Source organism: Cryobacterium sp. SO1, assembly GCF_004210215.2.
Lineage (GTDB): Bacteria > Actinomycetota > Actinomycetes > Actinomycetales > Microbacteriaceae > Cryobacterium.
Genome location: NZ_CP067394.1, coordinates 3,774,953 through 3,800,077 on the forward strand (window position 1 = coordinate 3,774,953; position 25,125 = coordinate 3,800,077).

At 69.2% G+C, this 25,125-nt stretch carries 27 protein-coding genes and 1 riboswitch; of the genes, 17 read left to right on the forward strand and 10 right to left on the reverse strand.

Annotated features, from left to right (window positions below; genetic code table 11):
- Positions 1-22: 22 nt before the first annotated feature.
- A complete protein-coding gene (locus tag BJQ95_RS17970) occupies positions 23-2,092 on the forward strand; it encodes a glycoside hydrolase family 32 protein (RefSeq protein ID WP_130179382.1) in 2,070 nt (689 codons plus the stop codon).
- 159 nt (positions 2,093-2,251) lie between these two features.
- On the opposite strand, the gene BJQ95_RS17975 is transcribed toward BJQ95_RS17970, so the two are convergent.
- Positions 2,252-2,767 (reverse strand): hypothetical protein, encoded by a 516-nt coding sequence (locus BJQ95_RS17975; protein ID WP_130179383.1) that lies wholly within the window; start codon positions 2,765-2,767, stop codon positions 2,252-2,254.
- A gap of 126 nt (positions 2,768-2,893) precedes the next feature.
- Between BJQ95_RS17975 and BJQ95_RS17980 the strand changes: the two genes are divergently transcribed.
- The 13 genes from BJQ95_RS17980 to BJQ95_RS18040 all read left to right on the forward strand — a co-directional run bounded on the left by BJQ95_RS17980 (position 2,894) and on the right by BJQ95_RS18040 (position 12,991).
- Positions 2,894-3,364 carry a hypothetical protein gene (locus BJQ95_RS17980; RefSeq protein WP_130179384.1) on the forward strand — a complete coding sequence of 157 codons (471 nt, stop codon included), beginning with the start codon at positions 2,894-2,896 and terminating at the stop codon, positions 3,362-3,364.
- 46 nt (positions 3,365-3,410) lie between these two features.
- Positions 3,411-4,262 (forward strand): siderophore-interacting protein, encoded by an 852-nt coding sequence (locus BJQ95_RS17985; RefSeq protein WP_256041457.1) that lies wholly within the window; start codon positions 3,411-3,413, stop codon positions 4,260-4,262.
- Positions 4,263-4,468: 206 nt separating this feature from the next.
- The gene (locus BJQ95_RS17990) at positions 4,469-5,005 is read left to right on the forward strand and encodes a universal stress protein (protein ID WP_130179386.1); all 537 of its coding nucleotides are present in this window, start codon (positions 4,469-4,471) and stop codon (positions 5,003-5,005) included.
- A 9-nt stretch (positions 5,006-5,014) separates the two neighbouring features.
- Positions 5,015-5,087: riboswitch (Fluoride riboswitch) on the forward strand.
- Positions 5,088-5,160: 73 nt separating this feature from the next.
- A complete protein-coding gene (locus BJQ95_RS17995) occupies positions 5,161-5,871 on the forward strand; it encodes a 2,3-diphosphoglycerate-dependent phosphoglycerate mutase (protein WP_165385043.1) in 711 nt (236 codons plus the stop codon).
- Positions 5,871-6,329, forward strand: a complete 459-nt coding sequence (locus tag BJQ95_RS18000; protein WP_130179388.1) for a CrcB family protein — start codon at positions 5,871-5,873, stop codon at positions 6,327-6,329. The genes BJQ95_RS17995 and BJQ95_RS18000 overlap by 1 nt, the downstream gene beginning before the upstream one ends.
- Complete coding sequence (gene crcB, locus BJQ95_RS18005) at positions 6,326-6,703, forward strand: fluoride efflux transporter CrcB (protein WP_130179389.1); 378 nt, start codon at positions 6,326-6,328, stop codon at positions 6,701-6,703. The genes BJQ95_RS18000 and crcB overlap by 4 nt, the downstream gene beginning before the upstream one ends.
- A gap of 303 nt (positions 6,704-7,006) precedes the next feature.
- Entirely contained in the window at positions 7,007-8,113 is a 1,107-nt protein-coding gene (ald, locus tag BJQ95_RS18010) for an alanine dehydrogenase (protein ID WP_130179390.1), read from the forward strand.
- Between the two features lie 181 nt (positions 8,114-8,294).
- A complete protein-coding gene (locus BJQ95_RS18015) occupies positions 8,295-9,305 on the forward strand; it encodes an epimerase (protein ID WP_130179391.1) in 1,011 nt (336 codons plus the stop codon).
- Between the two features lie 57 nt (positions 9,306-9,362).
- Positions 9,363-9,767: a molybdopterin-binding protein gene (locus BJQ95_RS18020; RefSeq protein ID WP_130179392.1), complete on the forward strand. Its 405-nt coding sequence runs from the start codon at positions 9,363-9,365 to the stop codon at positions 9,765-9,767.
- A complete protein-coding gene (modA, locus tag BJQ95_RS18025; protein WP_205750271.1) occupies positions 9,767-10,567 on the forward strand; it encodes a molybdate ABC transporter substrate-binding protein in 801 nt (266 codons plus the stop codon). The genes BJQ95_RS18020 and modA overlap by 1 nt, the downstream gene beginning before the upstream one ends.
- A 4-nt stretch (positions 10,568-10,571) precedes the next feature.
- Positions 10,572-11,390 (forward strand): ABC transporter permease, encoded by an 819-nt coding sequence (locus tag BJQ95_RS18030; protein WP_130179393.1) that lies wholly within the window; start codon positions 10,572-10,574, stop codon positions 11,388-11,390.
- On the forward strand, positions 11,387-12,472 hold the full coding sequence (locus tag BJQ95_RS18035) for a sulfate/molybdate ABC transporter ATP-binding protein (protein WP_130179394.1): 1,086 nt from the start codon (positions 11,387-11,389) through the stop codon (positions 12,470-12,472). Before BJQ95_RS18030 ends, BJQ95_RS18035 begins: the two co-directional genes overlap by 4 nt.
- A 78-nt stretch (positions 12,473-12,550) precedes the next feature.
- On the forward strand, positions 12,551-12,991 hold the full coding sequence (locus BJQ95_RS18040) for an SRPBCC domain-containing protein (protein ID WP_130179395.1): 441 nt from the start codon (positions 12,551-12,553) through the stop codon (positions 12,989-12,991).
- Between the two features lie 6 nt (positions 12,992-12,997).
- Here BJQ95_RS18040 and BJQ95_RS18045 read toward each other — a convergent pair whose 3' ends face one another.
- The 3 genes from BJQ95_RS18045 to BJQ95_RS18055 all read right to left on the reverse strand — a co-directional run bounded on the left by BJQ95_RS18045 (position 12,998) and on the right by BJQ95_RS18055 (position 16,033).
- On the reverse strand, positions 12,998-14,032 hold the full coding sequence (locus BJQ95_RS18045; protein WP_370688349.1) for an EAL domain-containing protein: 1,035 nt from the start codon (positions 14,030-14,032) through the stop codon (positions 12,998-13,000).
- Positions 14,033-14,124: 92 nt separating this feature from the next.
- Positions 14,125-14,301: a DUF1059 domain-containing protein gene (locus BJQ95_RS18050; protein WP_130179396.1), complete on the reverse strand. Its 177-nt coding sequence runs from the start codon at positions 14,299-14,301 to the stop codon at positions 14,125-14,127.
- Positions 14,302-14,395: 94 nt separating this feature from the next.
- Positions 14,396-16,033 (reverse strand): peptide chain release factor 3, encoded by a 1,638-nt coding sequence (locus BJQ95_RS18055; protein ID WP_370688350.1) that lies wholly within the window; start codon positions 16,031-16,033, stop codon positions 14,396-14,398.
- Between the two features lie 214 nt (positions 16,034-16,247).
- On the opposite strand from BJQ95_RS18055, the gene BJQ95_RS18060 reads away from it, so the two are divergent.
- Entirely contained in the window at positions 16,248-17,210 is a 963-nt protein-coding gene (locus tag BJQ95_RS18060) for an ROK family protein (protein ID WP_130179397.1), read from the forward strand.
- Between the two features lie 203 nt (positions 17,211-17,413).
- Here the strand turns inward: BJQ95_RS18060 and BJQ95_RS18065 are convergent, their stop codons facing one another.
- The 6 genes from BJQ95_RS18065 to BJQ95_RS18090 form a co-directional block, all read right to left on the reverse strand.
- Positions 17,414-18,979: a glycoside hydrolase family 3 protein gene (locus BJQ95_RS18065; protein WP_130179398.1), complete on the reverse strand. Its 1,566-nt coding sequence runs from the start codon at positions 18,977-18,979 to the stop codon at positions 17,414-17,416.
- Positions 18,976-19,902 (reverse strand): carbohydrate ABC transporter permease, encoded by a 927-nt coding sequence (locus BJQ95_RS18070; RefSeq protein WP_130179399.1) that lies wholly within the window; start codon positions 19,900-19,902, stop codon positions 18,976-18,978. Before BJQ95_RS18070 ends, BJQ95_RS18065 begins: the two co-directional genes overlap by 4 nt.
- Positions 19,899-20,843 (reverse strand): carbohydrate ABC transporter permease, encoded by a 945-nt coding sequence (locus tag BJQ95_RS18075; protein ID WP_130179400.1) that lies wholly within the window; start codon positions 20,841-20,843, stop codon positions 19,899-19,901. Before BJQ95_RS18075 ends, BJQ95_RS18070 begins: the two co-directional genes overlap by 4 nt.
- 45 nt (positions 20,844-20,888) lie before the next feature.
- Complete coding sequence (locus BJQ95_RS18080) at positions 20,889-22,241, reverse strand: extracellular solute-binding protein (RefSeq protein WP_130179401.1); 1,353 nt, start codon at positions 22,239-22,241, stop codon at positions 20,889-20,891.
- A gap of 69 nt (positions 22,242-22,310) precedes the next feature.
- Complete coding sequence (locus tag BJQ95_RS18085) at positions 22,311-23,486, reverse strand: ROK family transcriptional regulator (protein WP_205750269.1); 1,176 nt, start codon at positions 23,484-23,486, stop codon at positions 22,311-22,313.
- Between the two features lie 158 nt (positions 23,487-23,644).
- Entirely contained in the window at positions 23,645-24,319 is a 675-nt protein-coding gene (locus tag BJQ95_RS18090) for a nucleoside/nucleotide kinase family protein (RefSeq protein ID WP_130179402.1), read from the reverse strand.
- A 57-nt stretch (positions 24,320-24,376) separates the two neighbouring features.
- Here BJQ95_RS18090 and BJQ95_RS18095 point away from each other — a divergent pair, with 57 nt between their 5' ends.
- Both BJQ95_RS18095 and BJQ95_RS18100 read left to right on the forward strand, forming a co-directional pair.
- Positions 24,377-24,709 carry a GAP family protein gene (locus BJQ95_RS18095; RefSeq protein ID WP_130179403.1) on the forward strand — a complete coding sequence of 111 codons (333 nt, stop codon included), beginning with the start codon at positions 24,377-24,379 and terminating at the stop codon, positions 24,707-24,709.
- 22 nt (positions 24,710-24,731) lie between these two features.
- Positions 24,732-25,076, forward strand: a complete 345-nt coding sequence (locus BJQ95_RS18100; protein WP_130179404.1) for a GAP family protein — start codon at positions 24,732-24,734, stop codon at positions 25,074-25,076.
- Positions 25,077-25,125: the final 49 nt, after the last annotated feature.

Below are 25,125 nucleotides of genomic sequence, written 5' to 3' on the forward strand. Positions count from 1 at the left end.
CACCCGTCACACAACGGAGTCAATGATGACTGCACCATTCGCGTCACCCCGACCGACCCACCGCCTCCGGCGGACCGCCGCGATTGTGATCGGCGTCCTGGCCGTCGCGGCACTCATACCGGTAAACGCGCCGCCCAGCGCGGCCACCACCGACCCTGCAGCGGCACCGGGCAGCGCCGCCTCAGCGAGCGTCGCAGCGGAGAGCAACCGGGCACAGTACCACTTCACGGTTCCCGACCACTGGAAGAACGACCCTCAACGGCCGCTGTACGTCAACGGCGCATTCAACTATTACTACCTCTACAACGGGGACTACGACCAGAAGGTCGGCACCGCCTGGCGGCTGGCCACCACCACCGACAACGTGATGTTCGCCGACCAGGGCGTCGTCGCAGACAAGGGCACCAACGCCAACTACGACCTCTGGTCCGGCTCGGCCGTGCTCGACAGCGCCAACACCGCCGGCTACGGCGCCGACGCCATCATCATGCTGGTCACCCAGATGGACCACCCCACGCCCGCCCAGATCGCCAACGCCTCCGGCCCGCAGGCGCAGTTCCTTTGGTACTCCACCGACGGCGGCCTGAACTTCCAGCCGGCCGGCGACACCCCGGTGATCGCCAACGGTGGGCGCACCGACTTCCGCGACCCCAAGGTGATCTGGGACGCGGACCGCGGCCGCTGGGTGGCGCTCATCGCCGAGGGTCAGAAGATCGGCTTCTACACTTCGCCCAACCTGACGGACTGGACCCGCGCATCCGAGTACGTGAACACCGGGCTGGGCACCCTGGAATGCCCCGACCTGTTCCAGATCACCGCGGACGACGGCACCAGCAAATGGGTGATGGGGATCAGCGCCAACGGCTACGCCACCGATGAGCCGAATACCTACGCGTACTGGACGGGCACCTTCGACGGAAGCGCCTTCGTTCCGGACGTGACCGCTCCCCAGTGGCTCGACCACGGCTTCGACTGGTACGGGGCGGTCACCTGGGCCGACCCGACGAATGCCGCGAACGACAGCCGGTTCGCGATGGCGTGGATGAACAACTGGTCCTACCCGCACGTCACGCCCAACTGGCCCGCCGACGGCTTCAACGGCACCGACTCGATCGTGCGGGAGATCAGCCTCAAGCGTTACGGCACCGGTTACAGCCTGGTCTCGCAGCCTGTCGCCGCCCTCGAGGAGGATCACGCCACCAGCGTGAGAAACCTGGGCACCTTCGCGGTGAACGGGCAGCTTCCGCTGAACTATGAGGGTTCGGCGTACCAGCTCGAGGCCGACATCAGCTGGGCCGACCTCGACAACGTCGGCCTGCAGCTGCGGGCCTCCGCGGACGACAGCCGGCACGCCGACGTGGGCGTCTTCGACGACTTCGCCTACCTGAACCGCGGCGGCACGGGCAACCCGGATGCCTCCGGCCAGAAACTCGAGAGCCAGGTTCCGTTCGATCCGGCCGCGACGAACGTGCACCTGCGCATCCTCGTCGACCGCACCACCGTCGAGGTCTTCGTGAACGATGGCCGGTATGTGATGTCGAGCGAGGTGTTCGCCGACGCCGCGGATACCGGCATCAACCTGTTCACCAGCGGCGGCGCGGCGACGTTCTCCGACGTGACGATCACCGAGTTCGCCAGTGCCGAGCAGCGACCGGCCCGGGTGCTCGAGGACTTCGAGGGCACTTCGTGGCCAGAGGGCTGGACGGCGACGGGCAGCTTCGCCGGGCAGGGGCCGAGCGGCTCCACCGCGTCCGGAACCGTGGGCAAGAAGGTGTTGGACACCTACGTCGGCGGCGGCGATGCGGCCACCGGCACCATCACCTCGGCGCCGTTCACCATCGATCGCAGCTTCCTCCGGTTCTTGATCGGCGGCGGCGCGCATCCGCTCGGCGTGGAACCGGCAACTTCAGTGAACCTGCTGGTCAACGGCCAACCCGTGCGCACCGCCACCGGCAGCAACGATGGCACTTTGCGCCCCACACTGTGGGATGTGAACGATCTCGCCGGCAAGACCGCCCAACTACAGGTGCTCGACGACGCGACTGGGGCCTGGGGGCACCTGATGGTGGACCAGGCGGTGTTGAGCGACTAACGCCGCCCGTCAGGAGATGCTCCCGCGGTTCGGTGAAGCATCCAGCCCCGATCGCACGCTTAACGGGAAGTAGTGACTTTGCAAGGACGGGATTGCCCATAGGGTCCTATTTTGCGACCTATTTCCCATTAAACGTTCGTGGCCGGCACCGCTCCGGACTCAGTGCACCAGGATCTTCAGCAGCATGGCGAGCAGGCCAAGCGCCGCCGTGGCCGCCGCGCCGCACACCCGCCAGTACCAGGCGACGCTCAGTCCGCCGAAGGCGATCCAGCCCGCCGCGGCCAGGATGGCGACCTCGCCCCAGAGCGCCGTCCAGTAGGCCACTGTGCCACCGCGCATCCCGACCAAGCCGAGCAGCAGGAAGACCAACGGCGGGATCCCCGCCAGGAGGAGCCCGCGGGAGTCCCTGAGCGCCGACCGGATCGACGCCCGCACCCGCACGGTCTCGGTGTCGGGCCGGCGCCGTTGCGCGGCAACGGTGTGCGCGAAGACCTCGGTGGCCCAGAAGATCAGCACGCTCAGCAGCGTGATCGCGAAGACATCCAGGATGCCGCCGGCTTCGTTGGCCACCGCGATCACGACACTCACCAGCACGGTGCCCGAGATCAGTTCCTGGGTGACGAACTCCTGCCGCAGCCACCCGCTGGACCAGCGCTTCGCGGTCTGGGCGTTCACTGGCATCCGTTCCGCGCCGGCCGTCGGCGCTCATTGGAACGATCTTTGCCCCGACCGGCCGACGCTGTCTAGGCCCGCCCGGACCGGTTTGCCGGAGAATGGAACACATCGGGAAGAGGGGGCCGCATGACACGGAAGAGACGGGCCGAACGATTGCGGGCGCTCGCCGCCCATGTTCTGACTGCGCCAGTCCTCCTGGAGGGGGACGCCGAGCAGCTCCTCACCGTGATGCGCACGGGAGCCCGCTCGGCGGGAATCCCGGAAACCGACCACGCCTCCTCGACACAGCCGGCCCGCGTGGTCGTGCTGGCCATCCAACGCGACGCCCGGCGGTCCTCCCTGGTGAAGGCAGCCTCGATGCTGCGGGAGCTGGACGACCACATCGCGCCGGACGCCGTGCGCATCGTCGTGGTGCAAAGCCGCCGGACCAAGCTCGCTCCGCCCAAGCTGCAGCGCCTGGTCGCCGCCGAGGTCCTGTTCCACGTGGCCTTGGCACTGTCGAATGTCATACCCGGTCAGAAAGAGCGCACCCTGCGGCAACGGATCGGGCTCACCACGTTGGACGCGGCAGGATTCCGCATCCTACGCTTCGGCTAGCCCCCGCATTGCATGGTGAGGGTTACCTAACTTAGGGTAGGTCTGGATGACTACTCCCACCCTGGCACCGGCCCGCCCCGTCCGGCCGCAGATCACCCTCCACGTCGAACGCCGCGAACAGTTGAGCCCGCACCTGGTGCGGATCGTGCTCGGCGGCGACCAGTTCGACACTGTCGTGACGAACGCCTCCACCGACAAATACGTGAAGATCTACTTCGCGAAGCCGGAGCTCGGGCTCACCCCGCCGTTCGACGTGCCGGCCTTGCGGGCGACTCTGGCTCCCGAGGACGCGCCCGTGACCCGCACGTACACGGTGCGCCAGGTCGACCTCGAGGCGCGCACGCTGTCCATCGACTTCGTCGTGCACGGCGACGAGGGGCTTGCCGGCCCTTGGGCCAACGCAGCCCAGCCCGGCGACCCGCTCACCTTCTCGGGGCCCAGCGGCGGATACGCTCCGGATCCGGCCGCGGCGTGGCACCTTTTCGCCGGCGACCAGTCCGCGCTGCCGGCGATCGCCGCCGCCCTGGCGGCGTTGCCGGCGACGGCACAGGGCCTGGCCTTCCTCCAGGCGGCTGATTCGACGGAAATGCTCGACCTCGTCGCTCCTGAAGCGGTGCAGATCCAGTGGCTGTTCGAACCCGGCCCGGCGGTGCTGGCCGAGGCCGTGGATGCGGCGGCCTGGCTGCCCGGCCGGCCGCAGGTGTTCGCGCACGGGGAGCGCACGGCGATGAAGGGCCTCCGCGAGATCTTCTCCGCCCACGGTGTGCTCCGATCCGAGCTCTCCCTGTCGGGGTACTGGGCCCAGGGCCGCACCGAGGACCGGTTCCAGGCCGAGAAGCGGGAACCTGTCGGTCAGATCCTCCCGGTTGCGGAGCGGCCGTCACCGCCGAACCGATGAGGTCCCCCGTCGCCGACAGGCGCTAGTCGCCCACCGCGTCAGAGCCGGCTCACCTCGATCAGGATGGCCGTCTCCCGGGAGAGGATCGGCGGCCGCTGGGCCGCGGTGACGCCGGCCGGGTCCAGTCGGGGTGCGCCCGGTACACATCGGATCCACGGCTGAACGGGGCCTACCGCCGCGGGGACTCTTCTGTCACTCTGGGCGCCATGAGCATCCGAAGCCGTGTGGTGGTGGGCGTCTATCCCGGTCAGGCCGACGGAGTCGTGTTGCAGGCCGCGGTGTTCGCTGCGCGCTTCGACGCCGAACTCGTGTGCGCCTGGGTGGATCCGGGGCGCCATCCACGGCCCGACCACGCCGACACCACCCCGCCGGCTGGGTCCCCCATCGATGCCCTCGCCGATGCCCCGGGGATCGGGTCGGCGGCCGCCGCGCCGCCTCGTTCCGACGGGTTCAGCCACTACCTCGCCGCGCACCTGGACCGGATCCTGGGCGCGCATGCCATCACCTGGAGCACGAGGCAACTCTCCGGCGACCCGGCCCGGGCTCTCGGGCAGCTCGCCGAGTCACTGCGGGCGGTGATGATCGTGGTCGGCACCCGGGACGGCACGGTGCGCGGCAGCCTGCAGGAGTTCTTCGCCGGTTCGATAGCGATGCACCTCGCCCACCGGCAGAACCGGCCCGTCGTGGTCATCCCCGTGTCGCCGGTGTCGTTCGACGATGACCTGCCCTGGGAGTCCGATTGAGCGGTGTACCCTTTTCGTGGTGATGGATCCCACCTGAGCACCCGCTCGAACCGCCGACTGCGCTGATGGTTCCTACCGACTTCTTAGTCGTGCCGACGCCGGCCGACGAGACTGGTGGGTGAGCGGTGGCGACGAGACCGAGCGGTGGATCCCTCGTGTTGCTCCGCCACGGCCAAAGCACCGCGAATGCCGCCGGCCTGTTCACCGGCATCCTCGACCCCGGGCTGTCGCCGTCGGGCGCCGATGAGGCCGGCACCGCCGCGGGCCTGTTGCTGACGCACGACCTGGTGCCGGATGCGGTCTACGTGTCTCCCCTGCAGCGCGCCGCGCAGACCGCCGCGATCGTCGCCACCGCACTGCACCTGCCGGCGACCACGGTCGGCACCGACTGGCGGCTGAACGAACGCAACTACGGCGCCCTGACCGGCCGGCACAAGGACGACGTGCGCGCCGAGGCCGGCGAGGCGCAGTTCCTGGCCTGGCGGCGTTCGGTCGACACCGCGCCCCCGCCCCTGTCCGACGAGCAGTTCGCGGTCTTCCAGAGCACCGCCCTGTTCCGCGGCCTGCCCGACCTGGCGCTCACCCGCACCGAATCCCTGCGGAACGTGATGGCCCGCATCGGCGACTTCCATGCCGAACGGATCGTGCCGCTGCTGGCGGAGGAGCGCACCGTGCTGGTGGTGGCGCACGGTAACTCGTTGCGCGCCTATTGCGCCGTGCTCGAGCACCTCGACAAGTCCGCCATCCACCGGCTCAACCTGCCCACCGGGCATCCGCTCGTCTATCAGGCCGGCGGGCGGCGGTACCTCGACGCCCCGCGGGCCGAGGCTGCGGCCCGCGCCCTCACCCTCGACGGCGGCACCTGATGATCGATCCGGATGCCGCGCCGCGACCGGCGCACCTGCGCTGGCGGTACCTCGCACTCGTGTTCGCCGGCGGCACCGTGGGCACCGCGCTGCGGGAGCTCCTGGCGATCTCGGTCCCGCCGGTGGCCGGGGTGGCGGTGGTCATCGTGGGGATCAACATTCTCGGCGCATTCCTGCTCGGGCTGCTGCTGGAGACCCTGACCCGCCGCGGCCCCGACGAGGGCCGGCGCCGACAGCTGCGGTTGCTGCTGGGCACCGGGGTGCTCGGCGGCTTCACCACCTACAGCGCCCTAGCCACCGACACCACTCTGCTGCTGGCCGACAACCGGATCGGGACTGCGCTGCTCTACGCGCTCGGCACAGTCCTGGTCGGCGCCCTGGCCTCCTGGGCCGGCATCGGCGCCGGGGCCGGCCTGCACCGACGGCGGGCAGGCCGTGCCAGACCGGCGGCCTTATGACTGGGCTCTTGTTTATGGCCGTGGCCCTGGCGGGCGGCGCCGGCGCGGCCCTGCGGCTCTGGGTGGACGGCGTCGTGCGCGCCCGGGTGAGCACGGCCCTGCCGGTGGGCACCCTGCTGATCAACGTGGTCGGTTCGCTGCTGCTCGGCCTGATCACGGGTCTCACCCTGGCGGCGTGGCTGCCGGAGGCCTGGCACCTGATGCTCGGCGGCGGCCTGATGGGCGGCTTCACCACCTTCAGCACCGCCAGCGTCGAGACCGTGCGGCTGGCGCAGGACCGCCGGTCGCTCTCCGCCCTGGTCAACGGGCTCGGCATGCTCGTGCTCGCCGTGTCCTCGGCCTTCCTCGGGCTCTGGTTGGGCCTGGGCGCCTGAGCGCCTGAGCCCATGGCACTGGGGTACTGCCACGACACCCTTCCCGGATAGACGGGCACCATGGACGTTCGTGCGGCGCGAACTCGATGGCCCCGGATGCGCCCGGCGTGGCGACCGAATAATCTACGGTCACCCCGGCGTGAGGAACGGATCATCGTCGGAAAATAAAACCGGCGGAACGACATTGCGCGTGATTCTTCGGCCGAAACCCATCTGAAACAGGAATCCACCACTATTTCCTGCAGGGAGCAGTCGATTGTTCGGGCTGACCCGCATCCATCACCTTCTTGAACTGGAGCCATCATGCGCGTCGGAGTCCCCACCGAAATCAAGAACAACGAAAACCGGGTGGCCATCACCCAGGCCGGAGTGTCCGAACTCACCCGCCGCGGCCACGATGTCGTCATCCAGCGGGGTGCCGGACTCGGCTCCTCGATCACCGACGACGCCTACGCGCTGGCGGGGGCCACCATCCTCGACACCGCGGCCGAGGTCTGGGCCACCGCGGACCTGCTGCTCAAGGTGAAGGAACCCATCGCGGCCGAATACGGCCACCTCCGCGCCGACCAGGTGCTCTTCACCTACCTGCACCTGGCTGCCGACCGAGCCCAGACCGAGGCCCTGCTCGCCTCGGGCACCACGGCGATCGCCTACGAGACCGTGCAGCTGCCCAACCGCACCCTGCCGCTGCTCTCGCCGATGAGCGAAGTCGCCGGGCGCCTGGCCGCGCAGGTGGGCGCGTACCACCTGATGAGCGCCGCCGGCGGCCGGGGCATCCTCCTCGGCGGCGTGCCCGGCACACCCAAGGCCAGGGTCGTGGTGATCGGCGGCGGCGTCGCCGGCGAGCACGCCGCGGCCAATGCGCTGGGCATGGGAGCGGACGTCACCATCGTCGACCTGTCGGTGCCGCGGCTGCGCGAGCTGGAGGCCCGCTTCGGGGGCAAGATCCAGACCCGGGCGTCGTCGGCGTTCGAGATCGCGGCCCAGCTCGCCGACGCCGACCTGGTGATCGGCTCCGTGCTGATTCCGGGCGCGGCCGCGCCCAAGCTGGTGACTGACGAGATGGTCGCCGGAATGAAGAAGGGTTCGGTGCTCGTCGACATCGCCATCGACCAGGGTGGCTGCTTCGAGGGCTCGCGGCCCACCACCCACGATGAGCCCACCTTCGCCGTGCACGGCTCCGTCTACTACTGCGTCGCCAATATGCCCGGCGCGGTGCCGGAGACCTCGACCCGGGCGCTCACCAACGCCACGTTGCCCTACGTGATCGCCCTGGCCGACAAGGGCTGGAAACGGGCGATCGCCGAGGATGCCGCTCTGGGTGCCGGGCTGAACATCCATGCCGGCACCGTCACCAACGCCGGCGTCGCCGCCGCGCTCGGCCTGCCGCTGGCCACCGCCCGACGCTGACACGCTGACGGATGCGTCCGCGAGCGGTGTGCGGGCCAGGCGCCGTTATGCGGGTGGCGTGCCACCCGCGTAACGGCGCGGCACCCGCATAACGCCCCTCGAGGTTCACTCTGTGGTCACGCTCACGAACCGGGCCACGCCGCTTCCCCGGAGCAGCGGGCCCACCTCGTAAGCTGAGCCTGTGGGGGACACCAGAGAACGCGCAGTGGTGGCCGGGGCATCCGGCTTCATCGGCCAGAGGCTCGTTCGCGACCTCCGAGACCAGGGGTACCAGGTCGCCTGCATCGGCCGCTCCGGTCCCGACGCCAGGTGGGGCGACGATGCCGCCGTGCGGTCACTGGTCGACGGCGCCGACCTGTTGGTGAACCTAGCCGGGAAAATCGTGAACTGCCGGTACACGGATGCCAATCGCACCGAGATCCTGCGCTCCCGGGTCGACACCACCAAAAAGCTCCACGAGGCTGTCGCCGCGAGCGAGCGGCCGCCACGGCTGTGGCTGAACGCGAGCACGGCGACCATCTACCGGTACGCTCTGGACCGTCCGATGACCGAGAGCACCGGGGAGATCGGCTCCGGCTTCTCGGTGGACATCGCCCGCGAGTGGGAGGACGAGTTCTTCGCCGGCACCCTGCCCCAGACCCGGCGGGTGGCGCTCCGGATGGCGATCGTTCTCGGCGACGGCCCCGCCACCGCGATCCTCGAACGCCTGGCCAGGGTCGGGCTGGGCGGGCCCCAGTTCGACGGCCGGTGGTTCCCGCACCGGCGCTACCGCGGCATCGGCGCCCATCCCTCCGGCGACGGCAGCGCGCCGTCGCACCGCTCCCGCGGGCGGCAACGTTTCAGCTGGATCCACATCGACGACGTGATCGGCGCCGTCTTGTTCATCGTCGCCCACCCGGAGATCGCCGGGCCGGTCAACCTGGCCGCGCCACACGCCAGCGACAATCGCACGCTCATGGCCACGCTGCGCCGCGCAGTGGGCGCCCCGATCGGTCTGCCGGCATTCCGCTGGATGCTCGAACCCGCCATGTGGCTGCTCCGCACCGAACCCGAGCTGGTGCTCAAGAGCCGCTGGGTGCAGCCGGAACGGCTGCTCGCCGCCGGGTACACCTTTGCCTGGCCGCACCTCGACCCGGCGATCGACGACGTCGTGCGACGTGGAAGTCGACGGCCCACGCGTCGCATCAACTGAGGCCGCCCGCGACTGAACACCGTCTATCTCCGCGAAAACGGTAATAGAGTGGTTTTCATGTCTCAGATACGGATCAAAGACGCCGCCGCGTTCCTGAGCGTCAGCGACGACACCGTGCGCCGTTTGATCGACAACCACACCCTGCGCAGCTCGAAGGATGCCTCCTCCCGCACCGTGGTCGACGGCCTCGCGCTCGCCCGGTTGGCCCGCACGAACGCCGTGCTGCCAGAGGACCCGTCCGGGATCGGCCGGTCCGCCCGCAACCGGTTCGTCGGCCTGGTGACCGACATCGTCATGGACACCGTCATGGCCCAGGTCGAGATCCAGTGCGGCCCGCACCGGGTGGTGTCCCTGATGAGCAGCGAAGCCGTGCGCGAGCTCGGCCTGGAGCTCGGCTCCGTCGCGATCGCCGTCGTGAAGGCCACCACCGTCATCGTCGAAACCCCGGCGGGCAAGGCCTGATCGTGACCCGTCCCCTCCGGGCGCTGACGCTGCTGGCCGCACTGGGCATCCTCAGCGCCGGCCTCACCGGATGCGCCGCCCCGGCCGGGACCGCGCCGCCCGCTTCCGCGTCCGCCGACATACTCGAGGGCGGCATCACGGTCTTCGCCGCGGCCTCGCTCACGACCACCTTCACCGAGCTGGCCGAGGCATTCGAGGCCCAGCACTCGGGAACCACGATCACGCTGAACTTCTCCGGTTCCTCCGACCTCGTCACCCAGATCACCGAGGGCGCCCCGGCCGACGTGTTCGCCTCTGCCGACATCACGAACATGACGAAGCTCACGGATGCCGGCCTCCAGACCGGTGCCTCGGTCGACTTCGCCACGAATGCGCTCGAGATCGCGGTCCCGCCGGGCAACCCCGCGGGCATCGCCGACTTCGCCGACCTGGCCACGCCGGGGCTGAAACTGGTCGTCTGTGCCCCCGAGGTCCCCTGCGGGTCGGCCACCGTCGCCAGCGAGAGGGCCGCCGGCGTCACGCTCACACCGGTGAGCGAGGAGTCCTCCGTCACCGATGTGCTCGGCAAGATCACCTCCGGCCAGGCGGATGCCGGCCTCGTCTACGTCACGGATGTCACGGCCGCCGGCGACGCCGTCGAGGGCGTCGAATTCGCCGAATCCGTCGAGGTCGTGAACACCTACCCGATCGTGGCGCTGCAGGATTCCGCCGCCCCCGATCTGGCCCAGGCCTTCATCGAGTACGTGACCGGCAGCGCCGGCCGGAGCGTTCTGGCGGCCGCCGGGTTCGGGGCGCCGTAGCCGCATGAGCCCGGCAGCCAAGCAGTATTCCGGCGTCCCCGCGTGGGTCGCCGCCCTCGCCGTGGTCGGCGCGGCCTTCGTGCTTCTGCCCCTCGCGGCGATGGTGCTGCGAGTGAACTGGGCCGAGTTCATCCCCCTGATCAGCTCGGAGTCCTCGGTCGCCGCGCTGCTGCTCAGCCTGCGTACCTCGCTCGCGGCCACCGTCCTGTGCGTGATCTTCGGCGTGCCCATGGCCCTGGTGCTGGCCCGCACCGATTTCTGGGGCCAGAAGCTGCTCCGGTCGGTGGTGCTGCTCCCGTTGGTGCTGCCGCCGGTCGTCGGCGGCATCGCCCTGCTGTACACCTTCGGCCGTCGGGGCCTGCTCGGCCAGACGTTCGAGGTGCTGGGCCTCGACATCGCGTTCACGACGACGGCGGTGGTGCTCGCGCAAACCTTCGTCGCGCTGCCGTTCCTGGTGCTCAGCCTGGAGGGGGCGCTGCGCACGGTGGGCACTCGCTACGAGGCGATCGGCGCCACCCTCGGCGCCGGCCCGTCGACGGTGCTGCGCCGCATCACCCTGCCCTTGGTGGTGCCGGCCGTGGTGTCCGGGGCGGTGCTCTCCTTCGCCCGCGCCCTCGGCGAGTTCGGCGCCACCCTCACCTTTGCCGGCAGCCTGCAGGGCAGCACCCGCACCCTGCCGCTGGAGATCTACCTTCAGCGGGAAACCGACCCGGACACCGCGGTGGCACTGTCGCTGGTACTCGTGGTGGTGGCGATCGTGATTGTGAGCCTTGCCCACCGCACGGGCGTGCCCTCCCGGCGCCGGGAACGGGCGCTGTCGTGAGTTTCTCCGTCGACCTGCACGTCACCGACCGCGACGTTCGCCTGCACCTCACCGTGGCGGCCGGCGAGACCGTCGCCGTTCTCGGACCCAACGGCGCCGGCAAATCCACCCTGCTCAACAGCATCGCCGGGTTGATAAGACCCGACAGCGGGCGGAGCGAGCTGGGCGGCACCGTCCTGTTCGACCTGCCGGCCGCCGGGTCCGGCCGCGGCGTCTGGCGGCCGGCGCACCGGCGGGGGGTCTCGCTTCTCGCACAGGAGCCGCTGCTGTTTCCGCACCTGACCGTGCTCGACAACGTCGCGTTCGCGCCGCGGAGCGCGGGAGCGTCAGCGCGTCACGCCAGGGAGAGGGCGATGCACTGGCTCCGCCAGGTGGATGCGGAGCCGCTCGCGGCCCGGCGCCCGGCCGAGCTGTCCGGCGGGCAGGCGCAGCGGATCGCGGTGGCGCGCGCCCTCGCCTCCGACCCCGGCCTGTTGCTGCTCGACGAACCGCTGGCCGCCCTCGACATCTCGGTGGCGCCGGCGGTGCGGCGGATGCTGCGCCGCGTGCTTGTCGATCGCAGTGCCATCATCGTGACGCACGATGTGCTCGACGCGTACACCCTCGCCGACCGGGTGGTCATCGTCGAAAATGGTCGGATCAGCGACGAGGGCACCCCGGCCGAGGTCTTCGACCGCCCGCGCGGCGCCTTCGCCGCCGGGCTGGCCGGGCTCAACCTGCTCACCGGCATCCGCCGGGGCACCACCCTGATCACGGCGGATGCCGCGGCCACCATCGCGAACCTCCCCGAGCCGGGCGTGACCGAGGGGTCGCCGCTGTCGTTGGCGGTGCGTCCGGCCGCCGTGGCGGTGTCGATCCCGCCGCCGGCCGATCCCCGGCTCATCAGCGTGAAGGCCGAACTGATCGACCTCGAGCCGCGCGGCGATTTTGTTCGGGCGCGGAGCGCCGTGCTGGCCGCTGATGTGAGCCCGAAGGAGGCGGCGCAACTCGACACCGCCGTGGGCTTGCCGGTGTGGTTCTCCTTTCCGGTGAGCGCCGCCACGCTGTATCCCACCGTGCCGTCCGAGAATTCGGCGCCTTAACACCCGCACCGTAATACCGGCACGGGCCGGGCGCGCTAGTGTCGTGGCGAACCGTGGCGCCGACCGAGGAGGCCGCTCATGAGCGTCGGACTAACCATCACCCGCACCATCGCGGCGCCGCCCGAGCGCGTGTTCGCCGCCTGGACCCGGCCGGAGGACTTCTCGGTGTGGTTCGGCGGCGACGCCGTCGACGTGCCGACCGAGTCCGTGCTGATGGACGTGCGGGTGGGCGGCCGGTGGACGGCCGTGATGCATGTGCCCGACGGCAGCGAGATCTATTGGCACGGCCGGTACACCGAGGTCGACCCGCCCCGGCGGTTGGCCTTCACCATGGGCGACGACCCGGCCTCCGACACCGTCGATCCCGTCGTGGTGACGTTCACGCCGGCCGAAGCCGGCACCGAGATGCGGCTCACCCAGCCGCGCGACGATCTCACCAACGAACAACTGGCGCAGACCCTGCTCGGCTACAACTCGTTCTTCGACACCATGGAGATCCTGCTCGCCGGTCGCGACTGATCCGCCCTACTGAACCGCGGTGGTGATGAGGCGCTCCAACCGCACGATGCCGACATACCGGCCGGCGTTGTCGATGACAATCAGCGGGTCGTAGCGGTGGGAGCGGTCTCGAGTGATCGCGCGCAGCAGGGCATCCTTCACCGGGGTGTCGACGTTCACCCGCAGCGCGTCGGTGGCGACTCCGAGTTGAGCGCTCTCGCTGTCGAGAACCGACACCGGTCGACCGTGATGATCAACGAGCACCACGGTGCGCACTCCCTCATGATCGGTGAAGACCCTGGCTGCAGCAGCAACCGACGGCACAGCGGGAGCGACGTCGAGCAGATCACGCACGACCACGAGCTGCTCAGGCTGCGCAATCGGCAGAACGAGCCTGCTCAGTACAGGCCACGCCGGCCCGGGCCTGGCAAGGTAGTAGCCCTGCGCGAGCGGCACCCCGAGGGCGGTGATGGTCTCATACTCCGCCTCTGTCTCGATGCCCTCCGCCAGGACCCAAGAGTCGATACGGCCGGCGAAGGTGCCGATCATCTCCACGAGCGCGCGCTTGGTTTCGTCGGTGTCGATGCCCTGGATGAGTTCCCGGTCGAGCTTGATCAGCGCCGGCTTCAGGGCCAACAGGCGCGACAGCCCGGCATAGCCCGAGCCGAGGTCGTCCACAGCGATGAGGCCGCCGGCGGCACGGATGGCGTCGAGCACAGGCTCGAGGTCGGTCGCGGAGTCGATGGCGGACTGTTCGGTGAGCTCAACGAAGACACCCTGCAGGTCGGGGTGGTCTCGCCACACGGCCCGGATGGCGTCCTGCCGGAGCACGTGCGGTGACACGTTCACAGTGAGGAAGCAATTGACCGGAATCGACGCACGGTCGGCGAGGACCACGCGCAGGCAACGTGCCTCGATTTCTGCGGATCGGTCCGCAGCACGGGCCTGGGCGAACAGGTCCTCCACGCTGATCCCGGCAGGCATCTCGAATCGGGCCAGGCCCTCGTAGCCCACCACGATCGCGCGGGCAGTGTCCACGATCGGCTGGAACGCGGAGGACACTCCTGTTCCGGCGCTGAGAGTATCCAGCAGGTCGCTCCACTGTGCATCCGAGAGCGGTGCAGCGGAGAGCGGTGCAGCGGAGAGTGGTGTCGTCAGGAGACGACCACGATGCGGTCCGTGATGCTCTGAACCATCTCAGGGCTGACAGAGTCGAGACCATGCACCTTGCTGGCATGCCGGGCGACAAGAACGAGGATCTCGTCGTCGGTGGAACTGACCCAACTCGCGGTGCAGCCGGGCACAACATCTCCGCATGCAAAAGACTTCAAGACACTCTCCCCTTGTTGTCGTCGCCGGCAGGCGACTTCATGATTCGGTCCGCTTCCGAGTGTAGTTCGGGGGCGAAGTGGTTCAGGTTTGGAGCTAGTAGCGCACCTCGTCGACGGGCCCGCCGCCGGCCAGGTCCTCGAGCAACAGCTCCGGGTGGTCGCGCACGGTGTTGCGCAGGCGCCACGGGGTGCTGAACAGGGCCAGCAGGGTGCCGTCGCTGCGGCGAAGCACCTCCACCTGACGGTCGTGCCCGAGGATCAGCGCGCTCTCCTTGTCGGTGCGGCGGGCCAGCTGGTACGGCAGCACATCGCTGCGGATGGCGGCGCCGAAGTCGTGCGACATCCGCTCTTCGACGACTTCGAACTGCATCGGGCCGACGGCGCCGAGCACCGGGGCCTGGTCGCCGCGGAGGTCAGAGCGCATCACCTGGATGACGCCCTCGTGGTCGAGCTGGTCGATGCCGCGGCGGAATTGCTTGTGCTTGCTGGTGTCGGCCGGGCGCACGGCACGGAAGTGCGCGGGCGCGAACATCGGCAGCGGCGGGAAGGTGACGGCGGGGCTGCCCTCGTGGATCGAGTCGCCAACGCGGAGCGCGGAGGCGTTGACCAGGCCGACGATGTCGCCGGGCCAGGCTTCCTCGGCCACCTCGCGGTCCTTGCCGAACAGCTGCTGGGCGTATTTGGTGGCGAACGGCCGGCCGGTGGCGGAGTGGGTGACCACCATGCCGCGGCGGAACTGGCCCGAGCAGACCCGCACAAAGGCGACGTAGTCGCGATGCGAGGAGTTCATGCCGGACTGCACCTTGAAGACGAAGCCGGAGAACGGGCTGGTCACGGGGCGATGGCCGCCGTCGGCATCCAGACGCGCCTCGGCGGGCGGGGCGAAGTCCACCAGGGTGTCCAGGATGTGCTGCACTCCGAAATTGAGCACCGCGGCGGAGAACAGCACCGGGGTGGTGATGCCCCCGAGGAACGACTCCTCGTCGTGGTTCTGGCCCTCCTCGGCGAGCAGCTCGGACTCCTCGGCGGCGGCGACCCAGGCATCGCCCTCTGCTGCGGCGGCTTCGTCGGCGGAGGTGCGCTCGGACTCGGCGCGGGTGGCTCCGCCGGCGGTGCGGTTGAAGCGGATGAAGTCGCTGCTGTCCCGCTCGATCACCCCGCGGAAGTCGCCCGCGATACCGACCGGCCAGGTCAGCGGGGTGGGGATCAGGCCGGTGCGGGTGCGGATCTCGTCCATCAGGTCCAGCGCGGCCGAGCCGGGCCGGTCCCACTTGTTGATCACGGTGATGACGGGCAGGCCCCGCTGCCTGCAGACCTCGAAGAGCTTCATGGTCTGCACCTCGAGGCCCTTGCTGGCGTCCACGAGCATGACGGCGGCATCCACCGCGGAGAGCACCCGGAAGGTGTCTTCGGAGAAGTCGGCGTGGCCGGGGGTGTCGACCAGGTTGATCACGCTGTCGCGGTATTCGAACTGGATGGCGGCGGAGGTGATCGAGATGCCGCGCTCCTGCTCCATGGTCATCCAGTCGGAGACGGTACCGCGACGGCCGGCCTTGCCGTGCGTGGCGCCGGCGGTGGTGATGGCGTGCGCGTGCAGCAGCAGCGCCTCGGTGAGCGTGGACTTGCCCGCGTCGGGGTGGGAGATGACGGCGAAGGTGCGTCGGCGAAGGGCCTGGGCCTCGACCTCTTTCGGGGACACCTCGGTGCCCAAGGTCACGGTTGCTTCAGCCACGTGCTTAGTTTCCTACCTGTATACGTCTGTCAATACGGCGCTCGCGCGCACGAGTCCTTCAAATATGCGTCTGTTGATACGGCGCTTGGGCACACGAGTCCTCCAAACATAACCTGCGCAGCTGTTCAACTCCTCCCCGCTAATTGTTACCATCCTTTACAAACAGCGCCGGCACATGGGATAATTTTGGTACCTACCGCTGAGGAGCCCCGCCATGACCGACGTGACCCTCACTTCGGTTGTCGGCCAGGCCCTCCCGCTCGGCAATGGTGAGGCCGTGATCGCCGTTGATGTCGGCGGCACCGACACCAAGGCCGCCCTCTTCGACACGACGGGCCGCATGCTCGGTCTCAGCCGCACGCCGACACCGGTGGATGGCGAGCGCACGGCGTTCTCGGTCATCGCCCGGGTGCAGGAACTCACCCTGCAGTTCGCCGCGCACTTTCCCGAGGTGCAGCCGCGCGCGGTAGGTCTGCTCGCCCCGGGGGTCGTCGACGACGACGCCGGCATCGGCGTGCTCTCCACCAACCTGCACTGGTCGAACGTGCCCTTCAAAAAGCTCACCGAAGACCTCATCCACCTGCCCACCACGTTCTCGCACGACGTGCGGGCCGCCGGCGAAGCCGAATTCAGGCTCGGCGCCGCCCGCCCGTATCGCAACGTGGTCGTGCTGGTCATCGGCACCGGAATCGCCGGTTCACTGTTCATCAACGGCCGGGCGCACACCGGCGCGGGCTATGCGGGCGAAATCGGCCATTCCATCGTCGACCCGGCGGGCCCCGTCTGCGGCTGTGGGGCGCGCGGCTGCCTGGAGAGCATCGCGTCGGCCGGCGCGCTCGTGCGGCGCTACACCGAACTCACCGGCAGCCGACCGAGCGGAGCCCGTGAGGTGCTGGCCCTCGCCCGGGCCGGCGATGCCGCCGCGACGGCGATCTGGGACGATGCCCTCGACGCCCTCGCCCTGAGCATCGCCCAGCTGGCCGCGATTCTCGCCCCGGAGGCGGTCGTGATCGGTGGCGGGCTGGCGCAGGCAGGCGAGGGCCTGTTCGTTCCCCTGCGCGAGCGGGTGAATGCCCTGCTGAGCTTCCACCGGCGTCCCGTGATCGTGCCGGCGTCGATCGGCGAGAACGCCGGCCTGCTCGGCGGCGCCCTGCGCGCTCGCGACCTGGTGAGCTAGCAGCGCATCCCCCAGTCTCACCGAGAACCATCACCCCCCGCCATGACTCGCCCATTCTCGCTAGTCGAACAGGACCCGCACTAGCAAGAATGGGCGAGTCAGGAACTCGCACCGGACCCCGCACCCGACCCCGCACGCCGCCGCCACCCGACTCGCCCACTTTTGCTAGTCGAACAGGAGCCGCACTAGCAAGAATGGGCGAGTCATGATGCGGCGCGACGGGCAGCGCCCGCGATCTCGGCCGGCTCGCCTGACGGGAAGACCAGCAGCTCGAGAAGCGCCCGCCCGGCCAGCCTGGACGCACCGAAGGTGGCGATGTCGGCGTAGGCGAGGTCATCCGACGGCCAGCCCATGTCGACCACGAGCACATCACGGCGCTCGGCCCGGAGGGCATCGACGAGGTCCCGAATGAACGGATGCCGGTGGTTGTCCTTGCCGATCACGACCACGGCTGCCCGGTCCGCCAGGTCCAGCGCTTCGTGGTCGGCCGCCGTGCGGCCGACGAGAGGTTTGGCCCGCCACGCGGCCCCGAGGCCTGACTCCGGGTGAGCGGCCACCTCGGCGAACGGCCCCCACGGCGCGGCGCCGACGGCGATGTTCGTTGCGGTGTCCAGCCGCACCACCGCGTAGGACTCCGGTGCCGCCGCGAGCCACCGCTTCGCGTGGTCGCTGACGGCGAAGGAGGCGATGATGCGCCCGGTGTCGAAGCGCGGTTCGGTCGCGGCCAGCGCGGCATCCGGGATCGGGATGCTCAGGGTCGCCGCGCTGATGCCGACGGCCAGTCGGCCCACCCGGCCGGCGGCCTCGGCGAGCCGGTCTTCCGGGAGGGTTCCGGCCAGGGCGGCGGCCAGGACCGCGGCCTCGATCTCGTCGAGCTGTTCGGCGGTGTTCTCGGTGCCAATGCAGAGCAGATCGCAGCCGGCCGCCAGCGCGGCGGCGGCGGCTCCCGGGATGCCCAGGATGCCGCTGGCACCCTTCATGTCCAGGGCGTCGCTGACGATGACGCCGGTGAAGCCCAACTCGGTGCGTAACAGGCCGCCGAGCACCCGCGACGAGAGCGTCGCCGGGTTCTCCGCGTCGATCTGGGGCAGCAGGATGTGCGAGGTCATGATGGTCCGTGCGCCCGCGGCGATCGCGGCGCCGAAGGGCACCAGTTCCCGCTCCCGCAGGGTCGCCGTCGGCAGGTCGACGACGGGCATGGCCAGGTGGGAGTCGAGGGCGGTGTCACCGTGGCCCGGAAAATGCTTGGGGCAGGCGGCGACCCCGGTGGACTGGACTCCGCGCACCCAGGCGGCGGAGTGCAGGCCCACCCGGGCCGGGTCGACGCCGAAACTGCGCACCCCGATCACGGGGTTGTCGGGGTTGGAGTTGACGTCGGTGTCCGGGGCGAACGTGAGGGTGCAGCCGGCCTTGCGCAGTTCCCAGCCGACCAGCCGGCCGACCTCCTCGGTGTAACCGAGGTCGTCGATCCGGCCGAGGATGGCGTTGCCGGGGTAGGGCGAGCCGGAGTGGAAGTAGAGCCGGGTGACGTCGCCGCCCTCCTCGTCGATCGCGATGACCGCGAGCGGGTTCGCAGCGCGGATCGAATCCGTCAAGGCCCGCAGCTGGTCGATCGAGACGATGTTCTGCCCGAACAGGCACACGGCACCGAGACCGTCCCGCAGGCGCTGGCGCAGCCAGCCCGGCAGCACCGTGCCCACGAAGCCCGGCATCAGGGTGGCCCGGATGTGGCTACGCACCAGGGTCTCGTCGCCGAGGAGGCTGGTCATCCCTTGACCGCCCCGCTGACCAGTCCGCTGGTCATTCTGCCCTGCACGAAGAGGAAGAAGATGATCACCGGAATGGCCACCATGGTGGAGGCCGCCATCACCTGGCCCCAGTCGGTGGCCCGGCTGGCGCTGGCCTGGATGAAGCCGCGCAGCCACAGCGGAAGCGTTTGGCTGGAGTTGTCCTGCAGCAACACCAGGGCGACCGTGAACTCGTTCCAGGCCTGCAGGAAGGCGTACACGCCCGACGCCACCAGCCCGGGAGCGAGGAGCGGGAAGGTGATGCGCATGAAGGCCTGGGTGCGGCTCAGCCCGTCGATCATGCCCGCCTCCTCGAGGTCGGCGGGCACCCCGGCGACGAAGCCGCGCAGCATCCAGATCGTGAAGGGCACGACGGCGGCGATGTAGATGATGCTCACCCCCACGATGGAGTTGAGCATGTTCAGGCTGCCCATCAGCTTGTACTGGGCGATGAAGAGCCCCTCGGCGGGGAGCATCTGGATCAGCAGCACGGCCAGGACGAACGCCTTGCGCCCGCGGAACCGGAACCGGCTGATCGCCAGCGCCCCGAGGAACGCGAAAAGCAGGCAGAACACCACGGTGATGATGGCGATGGCCGTGCTCATGCCCAGGGCGGGCAGGAAGGTGCCGCCGGAGAAGACGGCGGCGAAGTTGTCCAGTGAGCCGCCGAACGGCAGCCAGGTCGGGGTGGTGCTCTGCAGCACCACATTGGGCAGCAGCGATGAGTTGAGCATCCAGTAGACCGGGAAGACCCAGATCAGCGACACCACGATGCCCACAACGCCCAGCACGATCCGTCCGGGCCGGATGCGGCGGGTGCCGTTGGGGCCACCCGGCCGCCGGGCCGGCGGAGCGCTGGGTCGGGGCCGGGAGACGGTCGAGGCGGTCTGGACTGTCGAGGTCATGATTCGTCCTCCTTGAGCATGCTGCGTACGTAGAACCAGCTCAGCGCCACGGTGAGCACGAGCACGAAGATCGAGACGGCGCTGGCCATCGCGAAGTCGCTGGAGCCGACGCCGAGTTGGTAGATATAGGTGCCGAGCAGGTTGGTCTCCGAGGCGATCGAGCCGACATCCTGCAGCAGCCGGATCTGGGTGAACACCCGCAGGTCCCAGATCACCTGCAGCAGCAGGATGATGGCCAGCACCGGCCGGATGATCGGAACGATGATGAACCGGAGCCGCTGGGAGAGCGTGGCGCCGTCCAGCTGGGCGGCCTCGAGCACCTCGGTGGACACCTGGGTGAGACCGGCGTAGATCGAGAACGCCACGAACGGAACGCTCATCCACACCACGATGACCATCGCGACGACGAAGAACGACAGCGGGTCTGCCAACCAGTTGTGGTTCTGGAAATCCAGGCCGATGCCGGTCAGGACCGAGTTCAGCACGCCGCGGCGCCAGTCGATGAGCCAGTTCCAGACCGTCATCGCCGCGACGACGGGCATCGCCCAGGCGAGCAGCATCGAGATCTGCAGGGTGATGCGCACGGCCGTGTGCACGGCGTTCATCAGAAGTGCCATGAGGGTACCGATGGCCATGGTGACCGCGGCCGTGACCAGACAGAAGGCCAGCGACCGGGCCACCACGGTCCACATGTACGGGTCGGTGAACAGGGTGACGTAGTTGTCGAACCAGACGAACTCCGGAGGCTGGCCGAACTGTTGGGAGAGTCCGAACCTCTGCATCGAGGTGATGAACTGCCAGACCAGCGGGTAGCCGAGCGCTAGGATCAGGATGCCGCAGGCCGGGATGACCAGCAGGTACGGCGTTGATCTGCCCTTTTTGCGGGGCCTGGCCTGGCGCGGCGGATCGGCCTGGCCCAGCACGAGGTTCTGCGTGGTCACGCCGGTCCTCCCTTCGTTGTTCGTCTGGTTCGACAGGTGCGCGTGTTACTCGCCGTTCAGCATCGGCGTCAGCTTCGCGTCGTATTCCTTCGCGAGGGCCTTGAGGTCGGTGGCGCCCTCGATCTTGCTGAAGAACTCCTCCATCACGAGCGAGCCCTCCACCGTGGCCCAGCCGGGCGCCGCCGGGGTGAGCTTCGAGTTCGAGGCCGAGGCGATCAGTGCCTCGGCGAACTGGTCGTCGCCGAGCGAGTCCACGTAGTCGCTGTTCGCCGGGCCGAGGCCGTTCTGGCCGAGCATGGTCTGGTACTCCCCCGAGTAGATGATCTTGAGCAGGCTCTTGGCCAGCTCGGGGTTCTTGCTCGTCGCGGAGATGCCGATGTTGGATCCGCCGGCGAAGACCGGGGCAGGTTTGCCGTCGTTGCCCGGCAGCGCGAAGACCGCGTTCTTGGTGTCATCCCAGGTGCGGGTGGCCTTGCCGTCGGCGTCGGCGCCGAGGGTGCCGATCGACCAGTGCGCCCAGGTGGGAGCCATGATCGTGGCGGCGGACAGCGAGGTGTTCGACGTTACGGCGCCCTCGGCATCCTTGATCTCGTCGCTGTCGTTGAGGTAGATGTACTGGTTCGAGTCCTTGGCGTCGTTGGGCGCGTTGGAGGCGGACTTGTACAGCTCCTGCAGCTGGGCGAGGCCCTTCAGGGTGTTCTCGGAGGCCAGCGTCGAGGTCCAGGTGCCGTCCTTGACGGTGGCGAGGTCGCCGTCGTTGGCGAAGATCCAGGAGATGCCGTTGCGCCAGTCCTGGCCGCCGAGGTAGAAGCCCGAGAAGTCGGGGATGCCCAGCGGGTCGGCGGCGTTGACCGCGGCGACACCGGCGTTGAACTCATCGAGGGTCGTCGGCTGCTCGACGCCGGCTGCCGCCCAGACGTCGGCCCGGGTGAACACGGCACGCGAACCGAAGTAGTACGGCAGGGCGTAGTTCTTCTCGCCCACCTTTCCGGCGTCGACGAAGGACTGCAGCAGCTTGCTGCCGCCGAGCTCCTCATACAGGTCCGAGACGTCCAGGAACGCCCCCACGTTGGTGAAGGTCGACGACTGGGTGTTGCCCAGCTCGGCGACGTCGGGCGTGTTGTTGGCGTCCGGCAGTGAGGTGGTCAGCTTCGTGACGAGGTCTCCCCAGTCCTGCTGCTGGATGTTCAGCGTGGCGCCGGTCTCTGCGGTGAACTCCTTCTTGAGGTAGTCGCGCAGTTCATCGGGGGTGTCACCGCCGGCGAGCCACAGGGTGATGCTCTTGTCGCTGTTGTCGGAGGAGGCGTCGGCACCGTCATCGGCCGCGGATGAACATCCCGCCAGCACGAGCGCAGAGGCGGCGGCCAGTGCGGTGAGAGATACGATCTTTCTCGTCATGAGCTTTTCCTTTCGGGGATTGCCGACGTTGGCGGGCGCCACATCGTTGGTGCAGGGGAAGCGTTGGGGCTACGAGACTCCGAGTTGTGCGGAGAGAACCATGACGGCCGCACCGCGGAGCACGATGTCCTCCCCCTGTGCGGTCATGCGCAGGGTGAGATCGCCGGTTTCGGTGGCCATGGTCCGGGACCGGAGGGTCTCGACGGTGGCCGTGGAGAGCGGGCCATCGAGAAGTTCGGGTGGCCCGCTCAACACGATCTCGAGCAGGTTGAGGGCACCGACGACGGGGGCGAGGATGATGCCGAGCCGGCGGCCCGCTTCGGTGAGGATGTCGGAGACGGCTTGCTCGGCATCCGCCGGTGTGGCGGCCTGGGCGGTGGCGTCGTGGATCGCCGCGGTCAGCCGCGGGACCGAGAGCCAGGCCTCGAGGCAGCCGGACTTGCCGCAGGCGCAGAGCGGGCCGTCGTCTGTGCCGATGACGACGTGGCCGATCTCACCGGCGGCGAAGCGTTCACCGAAGATGGCCCGACCGCCGATCAGCAGGCCGGCGCCGACACCGTGGCCCACCTTGACCAGGAGCAGATCGTGGTCTGCGCCGCCGAAGCTGTGTTCGGCGAGCACGGCGGCGTTGGCATCGTTGACCACCCGCACGGGCAGGCCGGTCGCATCCTGCAGCCGGGCCTGGAGCGGCTGGTCGCGCCAGCCCAGGTTGGGCGCGTTCCGCACGATGCCGGCCCCGTCGACGATGCCGGGGGACCCGATTCCGACACCGAGGATCGGGGCGGTGGCCCGGGCGATCACCTGGGCGAGGAGTTCGGCGACCTTGTCGAAGGCGGCCTCGCCGCGGGCTCCGGCCAGCTCGACTTCCGAGCTGGAGAGCACCGCACCGTCGAGGCTGAGCACGGCGCCGCGCAACCGGGTATGCCCGGAGAGGTCGAGCGACACGATCTGGAACGCGACCCGGTTGATGTCCAACAGGGTGGCGGGCTTGCCGGGGCGCGATTCCTGCCGCTGGCCGAGCTCGATGACGAGGTTCTCCCCCATCAGCTCGCTGATCAGGTCGGACACCGTCACCCGGGTCAGGCCGGTTTCCCGGGCCAGGTCCGCGCGGCTTTGCAGGCCGGCGCGGTACAGCGTCTGCATCACCAGGGTGCGGTTGTTCAGGCGGATGTGTTCGGGCAGGACCTTCGTCGTGGGACGGAGGGCTCGGTCCTGGATCATCCGCGGGGCGCCGGTGGCTGTCATGTTTGTTAGTAAACCTTACGAACGAAACGCGCGCAAGGGAGAACAAACTATTGGCCGAGTGTTTACCAAGTCGTGACGCGGCGCGGCCACCGGAACGGCCGCCCGGGCTCAGCGCGGCAGGCCGCGAAAGTGTTTGCGCTGCGATGCCGATGAACGCATCACCCTCGGCATACTGCCCCGGAGACCGATAGATCGGCCCGCGCCCTGGTCTGCTCGATCAGGATCGCGTTCGCGCCGTCCACCGAGCTCGCCCACGCGTCGGCCGCCTCCGGGCTCCGGCCGTGCCGGATATGCCGGTCGACCAGGCGGGAGTGCCTTTCTTCAGCGGCGGTCTGGCAGAACCAGGTCTCGGCGAGAAGGCCCGGGATCCGGTTCCACGGTTCCTGGTCGACGAGGAGGTAGTTGCCCTCCACGATCACGATCCGGGTGCCGGCCGGAATCTCGATCTCGCCCGCGATGCCCTCATCAACGGTGCGTTCGAAGCTCGGCGCATAGACGGTGTGGTCCTGCTCCTTGAGCACCCGGTTCAGCAGGGCGACGAAGCCCCACCCATCGAAGGTGTCGATGGCGCCCTTGCGGTCGTGGATGCCGAGCCTGTCGAGGGTGGTGTTGGCCAGGTGGAAGCCGTCCATCGGCAGGTACACCGCCCGGGAGCCGGTGCCGCCGTCGTTGAGGCGATCCACCAGCTGCTTCGCCAGGGTGGTCTTGCCCGCGCCCGGGCTTCCGGTGATACCCACGATGATGCGGCCGTGGTCACCGAGCAGGGCGAGCACCCGCCGAGCCAAGTCCGCCAGAAGAACCGGCCGGGTGAAGGTACCTTCTTCGATGTCCATGTGTCAACTATCCAGGTGGATGAGCCCATTGTCCGGCCCGGACCGGATCGTGCCACGATGACCCTGACTTCAAGTGGAGACGGGACTGCGATGATCGAGGCTTTCGGTGCGGTGCTGCCCGTCGCCGTCGCGGTTGAGCTGAGTCCGTTCCCGATCATCGCTGTCGTGCTGGTGTTACTGTCACAGACCGGTCGGCCGGCGGCCGCGGCATTCCTGGCCGGCCGCCTGCTGGGCGTGGCCGTTGTCGTCGGCACCGTTGCCGCGGTCTCGGACCTGCTCGAACGATCCGCCGAGGCGTCACCGGCCGCCTCGGTGGTGCGGATACTGGTGGGGTTCGCGCTCATCGTGCTCGGCTTGAGCAAGTGGCGGGGGGCGACCTCTGACCGGTGAAGACGCGAGCCTCCCCGGTTGGATGGCCTCGATCGAGGACAGCACACCGGCCACAGCAGCACGACTGGCAGTGCTCCTGTCGGTCGCCAATCCCAAGGAGCTTTTGCTCGGCGTGGGCGCGGGCATCACCATCGGCAGCGCCGGCCTGCCCCTGGGGTCGACCATCACGGTGGCCGCGGCCTACACGCTGATCGCGGCAACCAGCGTCCTGGTGCCGGTCGTCTCCGCCTTCGTGGCCCGCGACGGCCTGAGGGCCAGGTTGGAGGACCTGCGCCAATTCCTGGTGCGCCACAACGCCGCGATCATGAGCGTGCTGCTGCTGGTCATCGGAGCGGCTCTCATCGGTGGCGTCCTGTCCGGCCTCTGAGCATCCGGAAGACCGCGTTCGGCGACGCGAACCGGCGCGAAACCCGGCG